General features: G+C 59.9%; 14 protein-coding genes. 9 read left to right on the top strand and 5 right to left on the bottom strand.

The features are described 5' to 3' along the window. Positions 1-2: 2 nt before the first annotated feature. Positions 3-587 (bottom strand): transporter substrate-binding domain-containing protein, encoded by a 585-nt coding sequence (locus RHP74_RS29700; RefSeq protein ID WP_145306662.1) that lies wholly within the window; start codon positions 585-587, stop codon positions 3-5. A 136-nt stretch (positions 588-723) separates the two neighbouring features. Between RHP74_RS29700 and RHP74_RS29695 the strand changes: the two genes are divergently transcribed. Beyond that, complete coding sequence (locus tag RHP74_RS29695) at positions 724-1,149, top strand: DUF4399 domain-containing protein (protein WP_077747193.1); 426 nt, start codon at positions 724-726, stop codon at positions 1,147-1,149. A gap of 60 nt (positions 1,150-1,209) precedes the next feature. Here RHP74_RS29695 and serA read toward each other — a convergent pair whose 3' ends face one another. Next, positions 1,210-2,439 (bottom strand): phosphoglycerate dehydrogenase, encoded by a 1,230-nt coding sequence (serA, locus tag RHP74_RS29690; protein WP_010466716.1) that lies wholly within the window; start codon positions 2,437-2,439, stop codon positions 1,210-1,212. Positions 2,440-2,802: 363 nt separating this feature from the next. On the opposite strand from serA, the gene RHP74_RS29685 reads away from it, so the two are divergent. The 4 genes from RHP74_RS29685 to RHP74_RS29670 all read left to right on the top strand — a co-directional run bounded on the left by RHP74_RS29685 (position 2,803) and on the right by RHP74_RS29670 (position 7,092). Continuing rightward, positions 2,803-4,197 carry an FAD-binding oxidoreductase gene (locus RHP74_RS29685; RefSeq protein WP_154913141.1) on the top strand — a complete coding sequence of 465 codons (1,395 nt, stop codon included), beginning with the start codon at positions 2,803-2,805 and terminating at the stop codon, positions 4,195-4,197. Between the two features lie 22 nt (positions 4,198-4,219). Continuing rightward, the gene (locus tag RHP74_RS29680) at positions 4,220-4,885 is read left to right on the top strand and encodes a fumarylacetoacetate hydrolase family protein (protein WP_010466720.1); all 666 of its coding nucleotides are present in this window, start codon (positions 4,220-4,222) and stop codon (positions 4,883-4,885) included. A 254-nt stretch (positions 4,886-5,139) separates the two neighbouring features. Then, complete coding sequence (locus RHP74_RS29675) at positions 5,140-6,069, top strand: SdiA-regulated domain-containing protein (RefSeq protein ID WP_154502110.1); 930 nt, start codon at positions 5,140-5,142, stop codon at positions 6,067-6,069. 105 nt (positions 6,070-6,174) lie between these two features. Then, positions 6,175-7,092, top strand: coding sequence for an SdiA-regulated domain-containing protein (locus tag RHP74_RS29670; protein WP_311096845.1), 918 nt, complete (start codon positions 6,175-6,177; stop codon positions 7,090-7,092). Between the two features lie 122 nt (positions 7,093-7,214). Here RHP74_RS29670 and rpiA read toward each other — a convergent pair whose 3' ends face one another. Further along, on the bottom strand, positions 7,215-7,886 hold the full coding sequence (gene rpiA, locus RHP74_RS29665; protein ID WP_010466726.1) for a ribose-5-phosphate isomerase RpiA: 672 nt from the start codon (positions 7,884-7,886) through the stop codon (positions 7,215-7,217). 301 nt (positions 7,887-8,187) lie between these two features. On the opposite strand from rpiA, the gene ilvA reads away from it, so the two are divergent. Both ilvA and RHP74_RS29655 read left to right on the top strand, forming a co-directional pair. Next, a complete protein-coding gene (ilvA, locus tag RHP74_RS29660; protein ID WP_010466728.1) occupies positions 8,188-9,702 on the top strand; it encodes a threonine ammonia-lyase, biosynthetic in 1,515 nt (504 codons plus the stop codon). A gap of 39 nt (positions 9,703-9,741) precedes the next feature. After that, positions 9,742-10,167 (top strand): DUF2269 domain-containing protein, encoded by a 426-nt coding sequence (locus RHP74_RS29655; RefSeq protein WP_077747195.1) that lies wholly within the window; start codon positions 9,742-9,744, stop codon positions 10,165-10,167. A 120-nt stretch (positions 10,168-10,287) separates the two neighbouring features. Here the strand turns inward: RHP74_RS29655 and RHP74_RS29650 are convergent, their stop codons facing one another. Next, positions 10,288-10,944, bottom strand: coding sequence for an HAD family phosphatase (locus tag RHP74_RS29650; protein ID WP_010466731.1), 657 nt, complete (start codon positions 10,942-10,944; stop codon positions 10,288-10,290). A 143-nt stretch (positions 10,945-11,087) separates the two neighbouring features. Here RHP74_RS29650 and RHP74_RS29645 point away from each other — a divergent pair, with 143 nt between their 5' ends. Together RHP74_RS29645 and ptsP are read left to right on the top strand one after the other, a co-directional pair. Then, a complete protein-coding gene (locus RHP74_RS29645) occupies positions 11,088-11,567 on the top strand; it encodes an RNA pyrophosphohydrolase (protein ID WP_007945562.1) in 480 nt (159 codons plus the stop codon). A 22-nt stretch (positions 11,568-11,589) separates the two neighbouring features. Further along, the gene (gene ptsP / locus RHP74_RS29640) at positions 11,590-13,869 is read left to right on the top strand and encodes a phosphoenolpyruvate--protein phosphotransferase (RefSeq protein ID WP_172791888.1); all 2,280 of its coding nucleotides are present in this window, start codon (positions 11,590-11,592) and stop codon (positions 13,867-13,869) included. Between the two features lie 124 nt (positions 13,870-13,993). Here the strand turns inward: ptsP and RHP74_RS29635 are convergent, their stop codons facing one another. After that, complete coding sequence (locus tag RHP74_RS29635; RefSeq protein WP_311096844.1) at positions 13,994-14,740, bottom strand: NRDE family protein; 747 nt, start codon at positions 14,738-14,740, stop codon at positions 13,994-13,996. Positions 14,741-14,750: the final 10 nt, after the last annotated feature.

Raw genomic sequence — 14,750 nt, 5'->3', positions numbered from 1 at the left:
GATCAGGGTTTGGGCGCCACACTCGCATCCGCCCCAAACCACTTCTGCTCCAGCGCCCCCAGTCGACCATCCGCCTTGATCCGCTTCAACGCAGCTTCCAGGCTGGCGTGAAACGCGGGGTTACCCTTCTGAAACGGAATCGCCAAATCCACAGCCGGGGCGGTTTTCGGCTTTTCTTCCGTCAGCGACTGCACCAACAGGATCGAACGCGGCTCTTCTTTCTGCGCGATCAATTGCGCATTGGTTTGAATGTAAGGCTCGGTGAAGTCGAAACGATCCTTGAGATCCGGGGTCATTGCTATGTGGTTGATGGCGATGTCGTACTTGCCGGTTTCAACGCCGGACAACAGGTCGCTGGAATCGGTCACGACGAAGTCGGCCCGCACGTCCAGTTCTTTGGCCAGCTGTTGGCCCAATTCCACTTCGAAGCCGGTGAGTTTGCCCTCGTCCTTGAAATTGAAGGGGGGTGTATTAGCCTCAAGGGCAATACGCAGTTCGCCCCGATCGTTTACATCGTCAATCAGTTCGGCATGGGCCAAAGGGCTCAAAAGGGGTAGCAGGCAGATCAGGCCAGGCAAAAAGCGCATGGTCACTCCTTTGAATACATTTATCGCGATGCTCTGATTCAGGCTCGCTTTGCTATGGTTGTCGAGGTCCTTCGACAACAAATGGCCGTGAAGTTGTCTCGGCCACGCGGATTTTACGGAAAAACTGGAGAAGAGAATGAAAACGTTTATGTCACGAGCAGCATTGGCTGGGCTGCTGCTGAGTGCTTCGATGCTGGCAACGGCTGCGACTCCGGCGCCCAAGGGTGCAGAAGTGTTTATCGTATCTCCCGCAGACGGCGCCACTGTCCCGGAAACCTTCACCGTCAAATTCGGCGTCAAGGACATCGCCCTGGCACCGGCCGGGGATGTCACCAAGAACACCGGTCACCACCACTTGCTGATCGATGTCGACAAACTGCCGGCCGCCGGCGCACCGATTCCGCTGGATGCTAACCACATGCACTTCGGCAAGGCGCAGACCCAGGCCGAAATCAAACTGGCCCCGGGCAAACACACCTTGCAGCTTGAGCTGGGCGACAGCGGACACATGCCGTTCGATCCGCCCATCGTGTCGAAGAAGATCACCGTCAACGTCAAATGACACGGTAGCGCATGAAAAAGGAGCCCCGAAGGGCTCCTTTTTTTGTCGCTCAAGTCACTGTCAGAACAACACGCGGCAACGAATAGTGCCGTTGATGTGCTGCAGTTTCTCCTGGGCGATTTCCGAGTAATCGGCGTCTACGTCGATGACCACGTAGCCGACTTTCTCGTTGGTCTGCAGGAACTGACCGGAGATGTTGATGCCGTTTTCGGCGAAGACCTTGTTGATCTCGCTCATCACACCCGGAATGTTCTGGTGGATGTGCAGCAGGCGGTGCTTGCCAGGGTGAGCCGGCAGGGCCACTTCCGGGAAGTTCACGGACGACACCGAGGTGCCGTTGTCGCTGTACTTGACCAGTTTTTCTGCCACTTCCAGACCGATGTTGGCCTGCGCCTCGGCGGTGGAACCACCGATGTGCGGGGTCAGGATCACGTTGTCCAGGCCACGCAGCGGGCTTTCGAACTCTTCGTCGTTGGAGCGTGGCTCCACCGGGAACACGTCGATGGCCGCGCCGATCAGGTGCTTGTCCTTGATCGCGTCCGCCAGGGCGTCCAGTTCGACCACGGTGCCGCGTGCGGCGTTGATCAGAATTCCGCCCTTCTTGATGGCGCGGATTTCCTTCTCGCCGATCATCCACTGGGTCGCCGCGGTTTCCGGAACGTGCAGGGTAACGATGTCGGACATGCCCAGCAGCTCGGTCAGGTTACCGACCTGGGTTGCATTGCCCAATGGCAGCTTGGTCACGGTGTCGTAGAAGTACACCTGCATGCCCAGGCCTTCCGCCAGGACCGACAGTTGAGTGCCGATCGAGCCGTAGCCGACGATGCCCAGCTTCTTGCCGCGGATCTCGAAGGAGTTGGCCGCGCTCTTGATCCAGCCGCCACGGTGGCAGGATGCGTTTTTCTCAGGAATGCCGCGCAGCAACAGGATCGCTTCGGCCAGCACCAGCTCGGCAACGGAGCGAGTGTTGGAGTACGGGGCGTTGAACACCGCGATGCCGCGTTCGCGCGCCGCGTTCAGGTCGACCTGGTTGGTGCCGATGCAGAAACACCCTACAGCCACGAGCTTCTTCGCGTGATCGAAGATCTCTTCGGTCAGTTGGGTGCGAGAGCGAATGCCGATGAAGTGCGCATCAGCGATCTTTTCCTTCAGCTGGGCTTCCGGCAGAGAACCAGTGAGGTACTCGATGCTGGTGTAGCCCGCCGACTTGAGGACGTCGACAGCCGATTGGTGGACGCCTTCGAGAAGAAGGAACTTGATCTTGCTCTTATCGAGAGAAGTCTTGCTCATCTGCGTAAACCTGTATCCCGGAGAAAAATGGCAGGAAATAGTCAGGGTGCCCTGTCTTATACGTACTGATCCTTTTTGACGGCGTCTGTTGCCGTCATGCTGCGTTGCCGCTCCTCGCCATAGCGGGCTATGACTCGTCGCGGCGCCTTGCCTGACGACAACAGCCACTCGCCAAAAGAGGATCGTACGTATAAAACAGGGCACATAACGCTGACCCGGACGGCAAGAATGCCGTCACCGCAGAATAGCCGTTGGGCACTACCCTGCGGGGTCGGTATGCTAGCATACGCACCCCGCTAAACACTCATTCCTGCGACGTGAAGCGTTCTCAGGATGACCATGAATTGTTCGAGAGTTCTGTCGATGACCAATCCTGCCCTGATTGATGAGCTGAAGACCCTGGTTGAGCCTGGCAAGGTGTTGACCGACGCCGACTCCCTGAATACTTATGGCAAGGATTGGACCAAGCATTTCGCCCCGGCCCCGACCGCCATCGTGTTCCCCAAGACCATCGAGCAGGTCCAGGCCATTGTCCGTTGGGCCAACACGCACAAGGTGGCGCTGGTGCCGTCCGGCGGTCGTACCGGTCTTTCCGCCGCTGCGGTGGCGGCCAATGGTGAAGTGGTCGTGTCGTTCGACTACATGAACCAGATTCTCGACGTGAACCTGACCGACCGCACGGCGGTGTGCCAGCCAGGCGTGGTCACCGAGCATCTGCAGAACGTGGCTGAAGAAAAAGGCCTGTATTACCCGGTGGATTTTGCGTCGGCGGGTTCGAGCCAGATTGGCGGCAATATCGGCACCAATGCCGGCGGAATCAAGGTGATTCGCTACGGCATGACCCGCAACTGGGTAGCCGGCATGAAAGTCGTCACCGGCAAGGGCGATCTGCTGGAACTGAACCGCGACCTGATCAAGAACGCCACCGGCTACGACCTGCGTCAGCTGTTCATCGGCGCCGAAGGCACCCTCGGGTTTGTCGTCGAAGCGACCATGCGCCTGGACCGTGCGCCGAAAAATCTCACCGCGATGGTCCTCGGCACCGCCGATTTCGACTCGATCATGCCGGTGCTGCACGCGTTCCAGAGCAAACTCGACCTGACCGCCTTCGAGTTCTTCTCCGACAAGGCCCTGGCCAAGGTCATGGCCCGCGGCGACGTGCCGGCGGCGTTTGAAACCGATTGCCCGTTCTACGCGCTGCTGGAATTCGAAGCGACCACCGAAGAAGTGGCCAACCACGCCCTGGAAACCTTTGAGCACTGCGTCGAGCAGGGCTGGGTGCTGGACGGCGTCATGAGCCAGAGCGAAACCCAGCTGCAGAACCTGTGGAAACTACGCGAATACATTTCCGAAACCATTTCCCACTGGACGCCATACAAGAACGACATTTCGGTCACCGTGTCGAAAGTCCCGGCATTCCTGAAGGAAATCGACGCGATTGTCGGCGAACACTACCCGGATTTCGAAATCGTCTGGTTCGGCCACATCGGCGACGGCAACCTGCACTTGAACATTCTCAAGCCGGAAAACCTGAGCAAGGACGAGTTCTTCGCCAAGTGCGCCACCGTCAACAAGTGGGTGTTCGAAACGGTCGAGAAGTACAACGGCTCGATTTCCGCCGAACACGGCGTGGGCATGACCAAGCGTGATTACTTGACCTACAGCCGCTCGCCGGTCGAGATCGAATACATGAAAGCCGTCAAGGCGGTGTTCGACCCGAACGGCATCATGAACCCGGGCAAGATCTTCGCTGTTTGAATCAACGGAACAGGAGTCGGTAATGAGCTATCAGCACCAGTATGTCGACGGTACGCGTATTCACTTCCCGCTGGGGAAAGTGGTGTGCATTGGCCGCAACTACGCCGAACACGCCAAGGAACTGGACAATCCGGTGCCTACCGAGCCGCTGCTGTTCATCAAGCCAGGCAGTTGCGTGGTGCCGCTGGAAGGCGGTTTCAGCATTCCGACCGAGCGCGGTTCGGTGCATTACGAAGCGGAAATCGCGGTGTTGATCGGCAAGCCGTTGTCGACCAAGCCAAGCCGTGAAGAGGTGCTGGATGCGATTTCCGGTTTCGCCCCGGCCCTGGACCTGACGTTGCGCGACAAGCAGGCCGAGCTGAAATCCAAGGGCCTGCCGTGGGAAATCGCCAAGTCCTTCGACGGCGCGGCGGTGATTGCGCCGTTCGTGTCCGGCAGCACCTTTGCCGACCTGACTGACATCGGCATTCGCCTGACCATCAATGGCGAAGTGCGCCAGGATGGCAACAGCAGCGCCATGCTCAACCCGATCGTGCCGATGATCCAGCACATGGCCGGTTGCTTCTCGCTACAGGCCGGGGACGTGATCCTGACCGGCACGCCCGTGGGCGTTGGCCCGCTGAATGTCGGTGATGAACTGGTGATCGAACTGTCCGGCGCGAGCAGTTTCACCAGCAGCGTCCGTTAACCCAAACACCGCAAAACCCTGTAGGCGTGAGCCTGCTCGCGATACCGGCCTGTCATTCGACATCTCTGTTGACTGACACGCCCTCATCGCGAGCAGGCTCGCTCCGACATCGGTTTGTGGTGGCCCGCAGAAGGGCAATCCCGCCATTTCCCGTTTTTTTCACATCTTGTCTGGATAATTCCGCGGATTCCGGCGTCTGAGCCGGTCCCAATTGTGCTATTACCCGTAGCCTGAATTTCTGGAACGCATCCTGAATGGCCACCCGACCGCTGCCCACTGTCAAAACTGCCCGCCGCTCGCGCTTTGTCATGCGTTGGTATTCCTGGCTTTTGCTGGTGGCCGTCGCCGTTTATGGCCTCGCCTTTGCGATGCATTGGGACGATCGCGGTGTGCTCTGGCTGCATGAGCGTTTTGAAAGCCCGGCCGAGCGTCAGGAAAGTATCTGGCTACCGGATTACCGCGCAGTGATCGACGCCAAGCTGCTGCCGGGCATGGAGAAGGACGAAGCGTCGGACCTGGCTTACAACCCGCACACCAAAACCCTGTTTTCGGTCATGGGCAAAAACCCGTTCCTCGTTGAGCTGACCTTGCAAGGCGATGTCCTGCGTAAGATGCCGCTGGTGGGCTGGAGCAACCCTGAAGGCCTGACCATGATGGGCAATGGTCTGCTGGCCATCGTCGATGAGCGTGAGCATATGCTCTCCATCGTCAAGGTCGATGCCGACACGCGTGAACTGAATATCGCCAACTTCCCTAAATACGACCTCGGCCCTTCGAAAGACCAGAACAAGGCCTTCGAAGCCATCGTCTATGACCCGCGCAATCAGCAAATCCTCCTGGGTGAGGAGCGTCCGCCTGCGCTGTTCAGCTGGAAAAGCGACGGCAGCCAGACCCTCAAGGGCGACAAGCAGAAACTCGCCAATGACGAACTCGACATCCGCAACCTGTCGGGACTGGCCATCGACCCGCGTACAGGCCACACCCTGGTGCTGTCCGCCGATTCCCACTTGTTGCTGGAACTGGACGAGAAGGGCGAGCAGGTCAGCTTCATGACCTTGCTGGGCGGCTTCAACGGCTTGAAGAAGACCATTCCGCGCGCCGAAGGCGTGACCATGGACGAGGCGGGCACGCTGTACATGGTGAGTGAGCCGAACCTGTTCTACCGTTTCGAAAAGCAGAAATAGGCGCTCAGAATCCAGGCGTTGTGGTCAAAGGCAACTGGCCATTAAGCTTGAATTCATACAGACGTGATATTTCATCCGCCTGTTTCTGTTTCCGAGCCCGCCTGAATGCGCCGACTTGCCCGTCCCAAACCCCTTATTTTGATCCTGACAGTCATTGCACTGGTCGCGCTGATTGCGGTTGGCCAATACATGCGTCTGTTCGAGCGCGCCTGGTTCAACCTGCACACCCTCTGGCAACCTTTAAGCAGCGAGTCCATCGGCCTGGATCAATACCGGGTGGAGATCGAAGCCCGGGTCATTGACGGGCTGAACGACGACGTGTCGGCGCTGACCTTCGATCCGGTGCGCAAAAGCCTGTTTACCGTCACCAACAAAAACGCCGAGCTGATCGAGCTGTCGCTGGACGGGCGGATCGTCCGACGCATTTCGCTGGTCGGCTTCGGTGATCCGGAGGCGGTGGAGTTCATCAGCGCCGACACATACGTGATCACCGATGAACGCCAGCAGCGGCTGATCAAGATTCATCTGGATAAGGGCACGACGTTCCTCGACGCGGCGGACGCCGAGCAGATGACCCTCGGCGTGCACATGAGCGGCAACAAGGGTTTCGAAGGCCTGGCTTACGATTCGGTGGGCAAGCGCCTGTTCGTCGCCAAGGAGCGCGACCCGATGCTGATCTACGAAGTGCAGGGCTTCCCACATTACAACCCGGAGAAATCCTACGCGGTGCATGTGGTCAACAACCCCAAGCGCGATGCCGGGATGTTCGTGCGAGACCTGTCGAGCCTGCAATACGACGAGCGCAGCGGCCATTTGCTGGCGCTGTCCGACGAGTCGCGGCTGATTCTGGAGCTGGATGTGGACGGGCGACCGCTGAGCACCATGTCGCTGAGCAAGGGGCGACAGGGGTTGCAGAAGACCGTGCCGCAAGCGGAAGGCATCGCCATGGATGACGATGGCACGATGTACCTGGTGAGCGAGCCGAACCTGTTCTACGTCTTCAAAAAACCAGCGCAGAACTAACAAACACCGCAAACCAATTGTAGGAGCGAAGCTTGCTCGCGAAGAGGCCGTCACATTCAACATCTCTGTCGATTGTTACGGCCTCTTCGCGAGCAAGCTTCGCTCCTACTGGGAGTGCGGGGTCAGGCCTTGAGGGTTTTCACGCCTTCGCTAGTGCCCAGCAGCAGCAAATCCGCCGGACGCGCCGCGAACAAACCATTGGTGACCACGCCCACAATGGCGTTGATCTGCGCCTCCAGCTCCACCGGGTTGGTGATCTGCATGTTGAACACGTCGAGGATGATGTTGCCGTTGTCGGTCAACACGCCTTCACGGTAGACCGGGTCGCCGCCGAGCTTCACCAGCTCGCGCGCCACATGGCTGCGGGCCATCGGGATCACTTCGACCGGCAGCGGGAACGCGCCGAGCACCGGCACCAGTTTGCTGGCGTCGGCGATGCAGATGAAGGTCTTGGCCACGGCCGCGACAATTTTCTCGCGAGTCAGGGCCGCGCCGCCGCCCTTGATCAAGTTCAGGTGCTCGTCGCTTTCATCGGCGCCGTCGACATAAAACTCCAGGTCGCTGACGGTGTTCAGCTCATACACCGGAATCCCGTGGCCCTTGAGGCGAGCGGCGGTGGCTTCGGAGCTGGCGACCGCGCCGTCAAACGCGCCTTTGTGCTTGGCCAGGGCGTCGATGAAGCAGTTGGCGGTGGAGCCGGTGCCGACCCCGACAATGCTCTTGTCGTCGAGTTTCGGGAGGATGAAGTCGACGGCGGCCTGAGCCACTGCCTGTTTGAGTTGATCCTGGGTCATGCGGGCTCCGAAGTGCCGAAGGAGGGAACGAAAGGCCAGCATTATAGGCTTCGGGGCAGGGAAGGTCATTGCCCGATTGGCGGGCCACGACCGTTACCTGTAGGAGCGAGGCTTGCCCGCGAAAGCGATCGTACCGCCAACATTTATGTTGGATGTGACGGCCTCTTCGCGGGCAAGCCTCGCTCCCACAGGTTCATGATCCCTTCCATGGACGGTAAAACCACCTGTTTAGTGTGGTCGTCCGGCCGAAAGCCGGGTTAGACTCCTTGGCCCTGCCCAACCCGCTCAGTGATGCTTTCCGATGCTCGAACAGTACGTCAAAAAGATCCTCACCTCGCGCGTTTATGACGTTGCCGTAGAAACCCCGTTGCAGACTGCTCGCCAGCTCTCCGAGCGGCTGGGCAATTCCATTTGGCTCAAGCGTGAAGACTTGCAGCCGGTGTTCTCGTTCAAGATTCGCGGCGCCTACAACAAGTTGACGCAGTTGAGCGATGAAGAGCGCGCTCGCGGTGTGGTCACCGCCTCGGCGGGCAACCACGCGCAGGGCCTGGCCCTGGCGGCAAAAGTGCTGGGCGTGAAAGCCACCATCGTCATGCCCAAGACCACCCCGGAAATCAAGGTCGAAGGCGTGCGCTCCCGTGGCGGCAAAGTCGTGCTGCACGGCGATTCGTTCCCGGAAGCCCTGGCCTACTCGCTCAAACTGGTCGACGAAAAAGGCTACGTCTACATTCACCCTTACGACGATCCCCACACAATTGCCGGGCAGGGCACCGTGGCGATGGAGATTCTGCGCCAGCACCCCGGGCGTCTGGATGCGATCTTCGTTCCGGTGGGCGGCGGCGGGTTGATCGCCGGGATCGCGGCGTATGTGAAATACCTGCGCCCTGAAATCAAAATCATCGGCGTCGAACCGGACGATTCCAACTGCCTGCAAGCGGCCATGGCGGCCGGCGAGCGCGTGGTGCTGCCGACCGTGGGCCTGTTCGCCGATGGTGTCGCGGTGGCGCAGATCGGTCAGCACACCTTCGATATCTGCAAAGACTACGTCGATGAAGTGATCACCGTCAGCACCGACGAAATCTGCGCGGCGATCAAGGACATCTACGACGATACCCGCTCGATCACCGAACCTGCCGGCGCCCTGGGCGTGGCCGGGATCAAGAAGTACGTCGAGCAACGCGGTGTCACCGGGCACACCTTTGTCGCCATCGATTCCGGCGCCAACGTCAACTTCGACCGCTTGCGCCACGTTGCCGAGCGCGCCGAGCTGGGCGAGGGTCGCGAGGCGATCATCGCCGTGACCATCCCCGAGAAACCGGGCAGCTTCAAGGCGTTCTGCGAAGCCATCGGCAAGCGCCAGATCACCGAATTCAACTACCGCTACAACACTGGCAGCGAAGCGCATATCTTCGTCGGCGTGCAGACGCATCCGGAAACCGACCCGCGCAGTGCGCTGATCGCCAGCCTCAGCGAGCAAGGTTTCCCGGTGCTGGACCTGACCGATAACGAACTGGCCAAGTTGCACATACGTCACATGGTCGGTGGCCGCGCGGCCCAGGTCGTCGATGAAGTGGTGCTGCGCTTTGAATTCCCGGAACGTCCGGGTGCGCTGTTCAACTTCCTCAACAAGCTCGGCGGGCGCTGGAACATCTCGATGTTCCACTACCGCAACCACGGCGCGGCGGATGGCCGTGTGGTCGCGGGCTTGCAAGTGCCTCACGACGAACGTCATCTGGTTCCTGCGGCGCTTGAGGAAATCGGTTACCCGTACTGGGATGAAAGCGACAATCCGGCCTATCAGCTGTTTCTCGGCTGAGCGGCTACGCTGATGGGCAGTCTCTAAGGAAGTCGAACAATGGAAACGTTAACCGCCCTGAAAATGGCGCACACCGCGGCGACGGCAATATTGTTGGGCTGTGCGCTGGGCTTGGGGATATGGTTTTGGCAAACGCGGCGTCGTGGTGATGCGACTGCTGCAGCGCGCACGTTGCAACGGCCTCGGGTGTTCGTTTGGCTGTTGATGGGCCTGGCGCTGCTGAGCATGCCATTCACCGGCTGGTGGATGGTGCATCTGGTGGGCTGGCCGTTGGGGCAGACGTGGTTGCTCGCGTCGAGTGTGCTTTACACCCTGGCAGCGTTGGGGTGGTTCTGGTTGTTGGTGCGGCTGAACAAGCTGCGTACTGCGCCGGGCGGCAGCGGCAAGTTCACCTTTGCTCTCGCGCTGTTCAGCTTTGTCTGCTTTATCGCCATCGCGGGGTTGATGGGCGCCAAGCCGGTTTAAGGCTTGAAACCGAGGCGATCCCTTCGCGGGCAAGCCTCGCTCCTACAGGTGATGTGTCGAGTCTGTAGTCGGCTACCACCACAAATCCAGTAGGAGCGAGGCTTGCCCGCGAAAGCAATTTCAGTCGCGCAACGAAATTACCGGCCAGCCACGCTGCTCGGCCTCGGCGCGTAAATTCGGATCAGGATCGACCGCCACCGGATTCGCCACTTGCTCCAGCAACGCAAAATCATTCATCGAGTCGCTGTAGAAATAGCTGTCTTCCAGCGAATGCCCGGTCTCTTCCAGCCAACGATTCAACCGCGTGACCTTGCCTTCGCGGAAGCACGGAACATCGGTGCTGCGCCCGGTATAACGGCCATCAACCATCTCGCATTCCGTGGCGATCAGGGTTTCAACCCCCAGACGCTGGGCAATCGGCCCGGTGACGAAGCGGTTGGTCGCGGTGATGATCACCAATTTGTCGCCAGCCTCGCGGTGCTTGGCCAGCAAATCGATAGCCTTGGGCAGCACAATCGGCTCAATGCAATCGCGCATGTAATCCAGGTGCCATTGATCCAGTGTGGCCATCTCGGTGCGGCCGAGGACTTCCAGGCAAAAGTTCAGATAAGCATCGTTATCCAGCTTGCCGGCCAGGTAATCCTGATAGAACTCGTCGTTGCGTGCCTTGTAGGCGACGGCATCGAGGAAGCCGCGCTCGCACAGGTAATCGCCCCAGGCGTGGTCACTGTCGCCGCCCAAAAGCGTGTTGTCCAAGTCGAATAAAGCCAGCCGCATTGCAGTTACTCGCTGAAAAGTCTGTAGAAAGGCGTCCAGAATACGGACTTTTCACAAGAGTGCACATAAGGTAGGTCGGCTCGTTGCTGCCTTCACAACCTTTGTGGAACAATGCGGCGACATGCGTTTGCGAGGTTGTTGCCGTGATCGACCCCGATGGTTTCCGCCCCAATGTCGGGATCATTCTCACGAATGATGCCGGACAGGTGCTATGGGCTCGCCGTATCAATCAAGATGCCTGGCAGTTTCCACAGGGCGGGATCAACCCCCAGGAGACGCCGGAAGACGCCTTGTACCGCGAGTTGAACGAAGAAGTGGGTCTTGAGCGCGAAGATGTTGAAATTCTCGCCTGCACCCGGGGCTGGTTGCGCTATCGTTTGCCGCAACGTCTGGTCAGAACACACAGCCAACCGCTGTGCATCGGCCAGAAACAGAAATGGTTTCTCCTGCGCCTGATCTCCAACGAGCAGCGGGTGCGGATGGATTTGACCGGTAAACCGGAGTTCGATGGCTGGCGCTGGGTCAGTTATTGGTATCCGTTGGGCCAGGTGGTGACATTCAAGCGCGAGGTGTATCGACGCGCTCTCAAAGAGCTTGCCCCGCGCCTTTTAACGCGCGACTGACGACGGAGTTCGACCCCGAGCCATGCTCAATACGCTGCGCAAGATCGTCCAGGAAGTTAACTCCGCCAAGGATCTCAAGGCGGCGTTGGGGATTATTGTGTTGCGCGTCAAAGAGGCCATGGGCAGCCAGGTCTGCTCGGTCTACCTGCTTGACCCCGAGACCAACCGCTTCGTGCTGATGGCGACCGAGGGCTTGAACAAGCGCTCGATCGGCAAAGTCAGCATGGCACCCAACGAAGGTCTGGTTGGCCTGGTCGGCACGCGTGAAGAACCCCTGAACCTCGAAAACGCCGCGGATCACCCGCGCTACCGCTACTTCGCCGAAACGGGCGAGGAGCGCTACGCCTCCTTCCTCGGGGCGCCGATCATTCACCACCGCCGCGTCGTCGGCGTGTTGGTCATTCAGCAAAAAGAACGCCGCCAGTTCGATGAAGGTGAAGAAGCCTTCCTCGTGACCATGAGCGCGCAGCTCGCCGGCGTTATCGCCCACGCCGAAGCCACCGGTTCGATCCGTGGCCTGGGCCGTCAGGGCAAAGGCATCCAGGAAGCCAAGTTCGTCGGTGTACCGGGTTCGCCGGGTGCGGCGGTCGGGACCGCGGTGGTCATGCTGCCGCCGGCCGACCTGGACGTGGTGCCCGACAAGACCATCTCCGATATCGCCGCCGAACTCGGGCTGTTCAAGACCGCCATCGAAGGCGTTCGCGCCGACATGCGTGCCTTGTCCGCCAAATTGGCCTCGCAGCTGCGCCCCGAAGAGCGGGCCTTGTTCGACGTCTACCTGATGATGCTCGCCGACGAAGCGCTGGGCAACGAAGTGACCACGGTGATCAAGACCGGTCAGTGGGCCCAGGGTGCGTTGCGTCAGGTGGTCACCGAGCACGTCAACCGTTTCGAATTGATGGACGACGCCTACCTGCGTGAGCGCGCCTCGGACGTCAAGGACCTTGGCCGCCGTTTGCTCGCCTACTTGCAGGAAGAGCGTCAGCAGAATCTGGTTTATCCGGAAAAAACCATTCTGGTCAGCGAAGAACTGACGCCGGCCATGCTCGGCGAGGTGCCGGAAGGCACGCTGGTCGGTCTGGTCTCGGTCCTCGGTTCGGGTAACTCCCACGTCGCGATCCTCGCCCGGGCGATGGGCATCCCGACGGTGATGGGCCTGGTCGACCTGCCCTATGCCAAGGTCGACGGCATCGAATTGATCGTCGATGGTAATCGCGGCGAGGTCTACACCAACCCCAGCGACGTGCTGCGCAAGCAGTTCGCCGAAGTGGTGGAAGAAGAGAAACAGCTGGCGCTGGGTCTCGACTCTTTGCGCGACTTGCCGTGCGTGACCCTCGATGGCCACCGCATGCCGCTGTGGGTCAACACCGGTCTGCTGGCGGACGTGGCGCGAGCGCAGAAGCGTGGTGCCGAAGGGGTCGGTCTGTACCGCACCGAAGTGCCGTTCATGATCAACCAGAGGTTCCCGAGCGAAAAGGAGCAGCTGGCGATCTACCGCGAGCAACTCGCCGCGTTCCATCCGCAACCGGTCACCATGCGTAGCCTGGACATCGGCGGCGACAAGTCGCTGTCGTACTTCCCGATCAAGGAAGACAACCCGTTCCTCGGCTGGCGCGGCATTCGCGTTACCCTCGACCACCCGGAAATCTTCCTGGTGCAGACCCGCGCCATGCTCAAGGCCAGTGAAGGCTTGAACAACCTGCGGATTCTGCTGCCGATGATTTCCGGCACCCACGAACTCGAAGAAGCCCTGCACCTGATTCACCGGGCGTGGGGCGAAGTCCGCGACGAAGGCACCGACGTGCCAATGCCGCCGATTGGCGTGATGATCGAGATTCCGGCGGCGGTGTATCAGACCAAGGAACTGGCGCGGCAGGTGGACTTCCTGTCGGTCGGCTCCAACGACCTGACTCAATACCTGCTCGCGGTGGACCGGAACAACCCGCGTGTAGCCGACCTTTACGACTATCTGCACCCGGCGGTGCTGCAAGCGTTGCAGAACGTGGTGCGTGATGCCCACGCCGAAGGCAAGCCTGTGAGCATTTGCGGCGAGATGGCCGGTGACCCGGCAGCGGCGGTGCTGTTGATGGCGATGGGCTTCGACAGCCTGTCGATGAACGCCACCAACCTGCCGAAAGTGAAGTGGATGCTGCGTCAGATCAACCTGAGCAAGGCCCAGGAATTGCTGGCCGAACTGATGACCATCGACAACCCGCAAGTGATCCACAGCTCGCTGCAATTGGCGCTGAAAAACCTTGGGTTGGCGCGGATGGTCAATCCGGCTGTGGTCAAAACCCTCTGAAAGGCTGATGGCCCTGTGGCGAGGGAGCTTGCTCCCGCTGGAGTGCGAAGCGCTCCCAATCGTTTTGCGGCTGCTGCGCAACCGAACGGGAGCAAGCTCCCTCGCCACAGGTGATCGCTAGCCTTCAAATCTTGATCTCCACTTCCCCCAAATGCCCCCCATACGGCCCGAAACTCCGTTCGACCATACGCCGCGTCCCATCCGCCTGAACAATCAACGCCGTACTCGCACGCGTCCCATAAGTCGGACTGGCAATAAACACACTCGACAGCAACGTCTCGGTCGCCAACCCCACCCCGGTATCCGGCAACTCGGCGAAGGGTGCGGTCTGCGGATCTTTCAGCAACGCCAGTAACGCCTCTGGCTGCGGATCCTCCAGCACTTCCTCCAGCGCCGCCCGTGCCTTGAGCAATTTCGGCCACGGCGTATCCAGCCCGGCATTCGACAGCCCATAAATCCCAGGCGCCAGCATCACTGCCTTAGACTCCCGCGCATTGAAGTGCCACAGCTCGTTGGTATTGCCGATCAGCAGATTAAATCCGGCATATTCCAGCGAACGTCCGACAACGTCGCTTAAGTAATCATCAATTGGCATATTGCCCAAGAGAAAACCCGCCACCAGCTCACCTCGGGATTTTCGCGATGGCGACTGATTCGGATCACGAATATTGGTCAGCGCAGCAAAACGCCCATTGGCACCAATACCGAGCCAGGTGCCGCCGGCTTCGAGGTCGAGACCGGCGTAGACATGCGGTGCGTGCGGCCATTGCGCCAGGGGCTGGCTGGGCCGGGCATAGAACTCGTCGCGGTTGGCCGCCACGATCAGCGGCTGGGCGTGACCCGGTCGCCAGGCAAAAACAATCAGGCACATAAGGTGGTCC

This window comes from Pseudomonas sp. SG20052, assembly GCF_031766055.1.
Taxonomy (GTDB): Bacteria; Pseudomonadota; Gammaproteobacteria; order Pseudomonadales; family Pseudomonadaceae; genus Aquipseudomonas; species Aquipseudomonas mandelii.
This window is presented reverse-complemented; position numbering and strand designations above follow the sequence as displayed.

Excerpts from the sequence above, each read along its gene's own strand:
- RHP74_RS29650 (WP_010466731.1), bottom strand. The coding sequence starts at position 10,944 with ATGCGGCTGGCTTTATTCGACTTGGACAACACGCTTTTGGGCGGCGAC.
- rpiA (WP_010466726.1), bottom strand. The coding sequence starts at position 7,886 with ATGACCCAGGATCAACTCAAACAGGCAGTGGCTCAGGCCGCCGTCGAC.
- RHP74_RS29685 (WP_154913141.1), top strand. The coding sequence starts at position 2,803 with ATGACCAATCCTGCCCTGATTGATGAGCTGAAGACCCTGGTTGAGCCT.
- RHP74_RS29635 (WP_311096844.1), bottom strand. The coding sequence starts at position 14,740 with ATGTGCCTGATTGTTTTTGCCTGGCGACCGGGTCACGCCCAGCCGCTG.
- ptsP (WP_172791888.1), top strand. The coding sequence starts at position 11,590 with ATGCTCAATACGCTGCGCAAGATCGTCCAGGAAGTTAACTCCGCCAAG.
- RHP74_RS29680 (WP_010466720.1), top strand. The coding sequence starts at position 4,220 with ATGAGCTATCAGCACCAGTATGTCGACGGTACGCGTATTCACTTCCCG.
- serA (WP_010466716.1), bottom strand. The coding sequence starts at position 2,439 with ATGAGCAAGACTTCTCTCGATAAGAGCAAGATCAAGTTCCTTCTTCTC.
- RHP74_RS29700 (WP_145306662.1), bottom strand. The coding sequence starts at position 587 with ATGCGCTTTTTGCCTGGCCTGATCTGCCTGCTACCCCTTTTGAGCCCT.
- RHP74_RS29675 (WP_154502110.1), top strand. The coding sequence starts at position 5,140 with ATGGCCACCCGACCGCTGCCCACTGTCAAAACTGCCCGCCGCTCGCGC.
- ilvA (WP_010466728.1), top strand. The coding sequence starts at position 8,188 with ATGCTCGAACAGTACGTCAAAAAGATCCTCACCTCGCGCGTTTATGAC.
- RHP74_RS29655 (WP_077747195.1), top strand. The coding sequence starts at position 9,742 with ATGGAAACGTTAACCGCCCTGAAAATGGCGCACACCGCGGCGACGGCA.
- RHP74_RS29695 (WP_077747193.1), top strand. The coding sequence starts at position 724 with ATGAAAACGTTTATGTCACGAGCAGCATTGGCTGGGCTGCTGCTGAGT.
- RHP74_RS29670 (WP_311096845.1), top strand. The coding sequence starts at position 6,175 with ATGCGCCGACTTGCCCGTCCCAAACCCCTTATTTTGATCCTGACAGTC.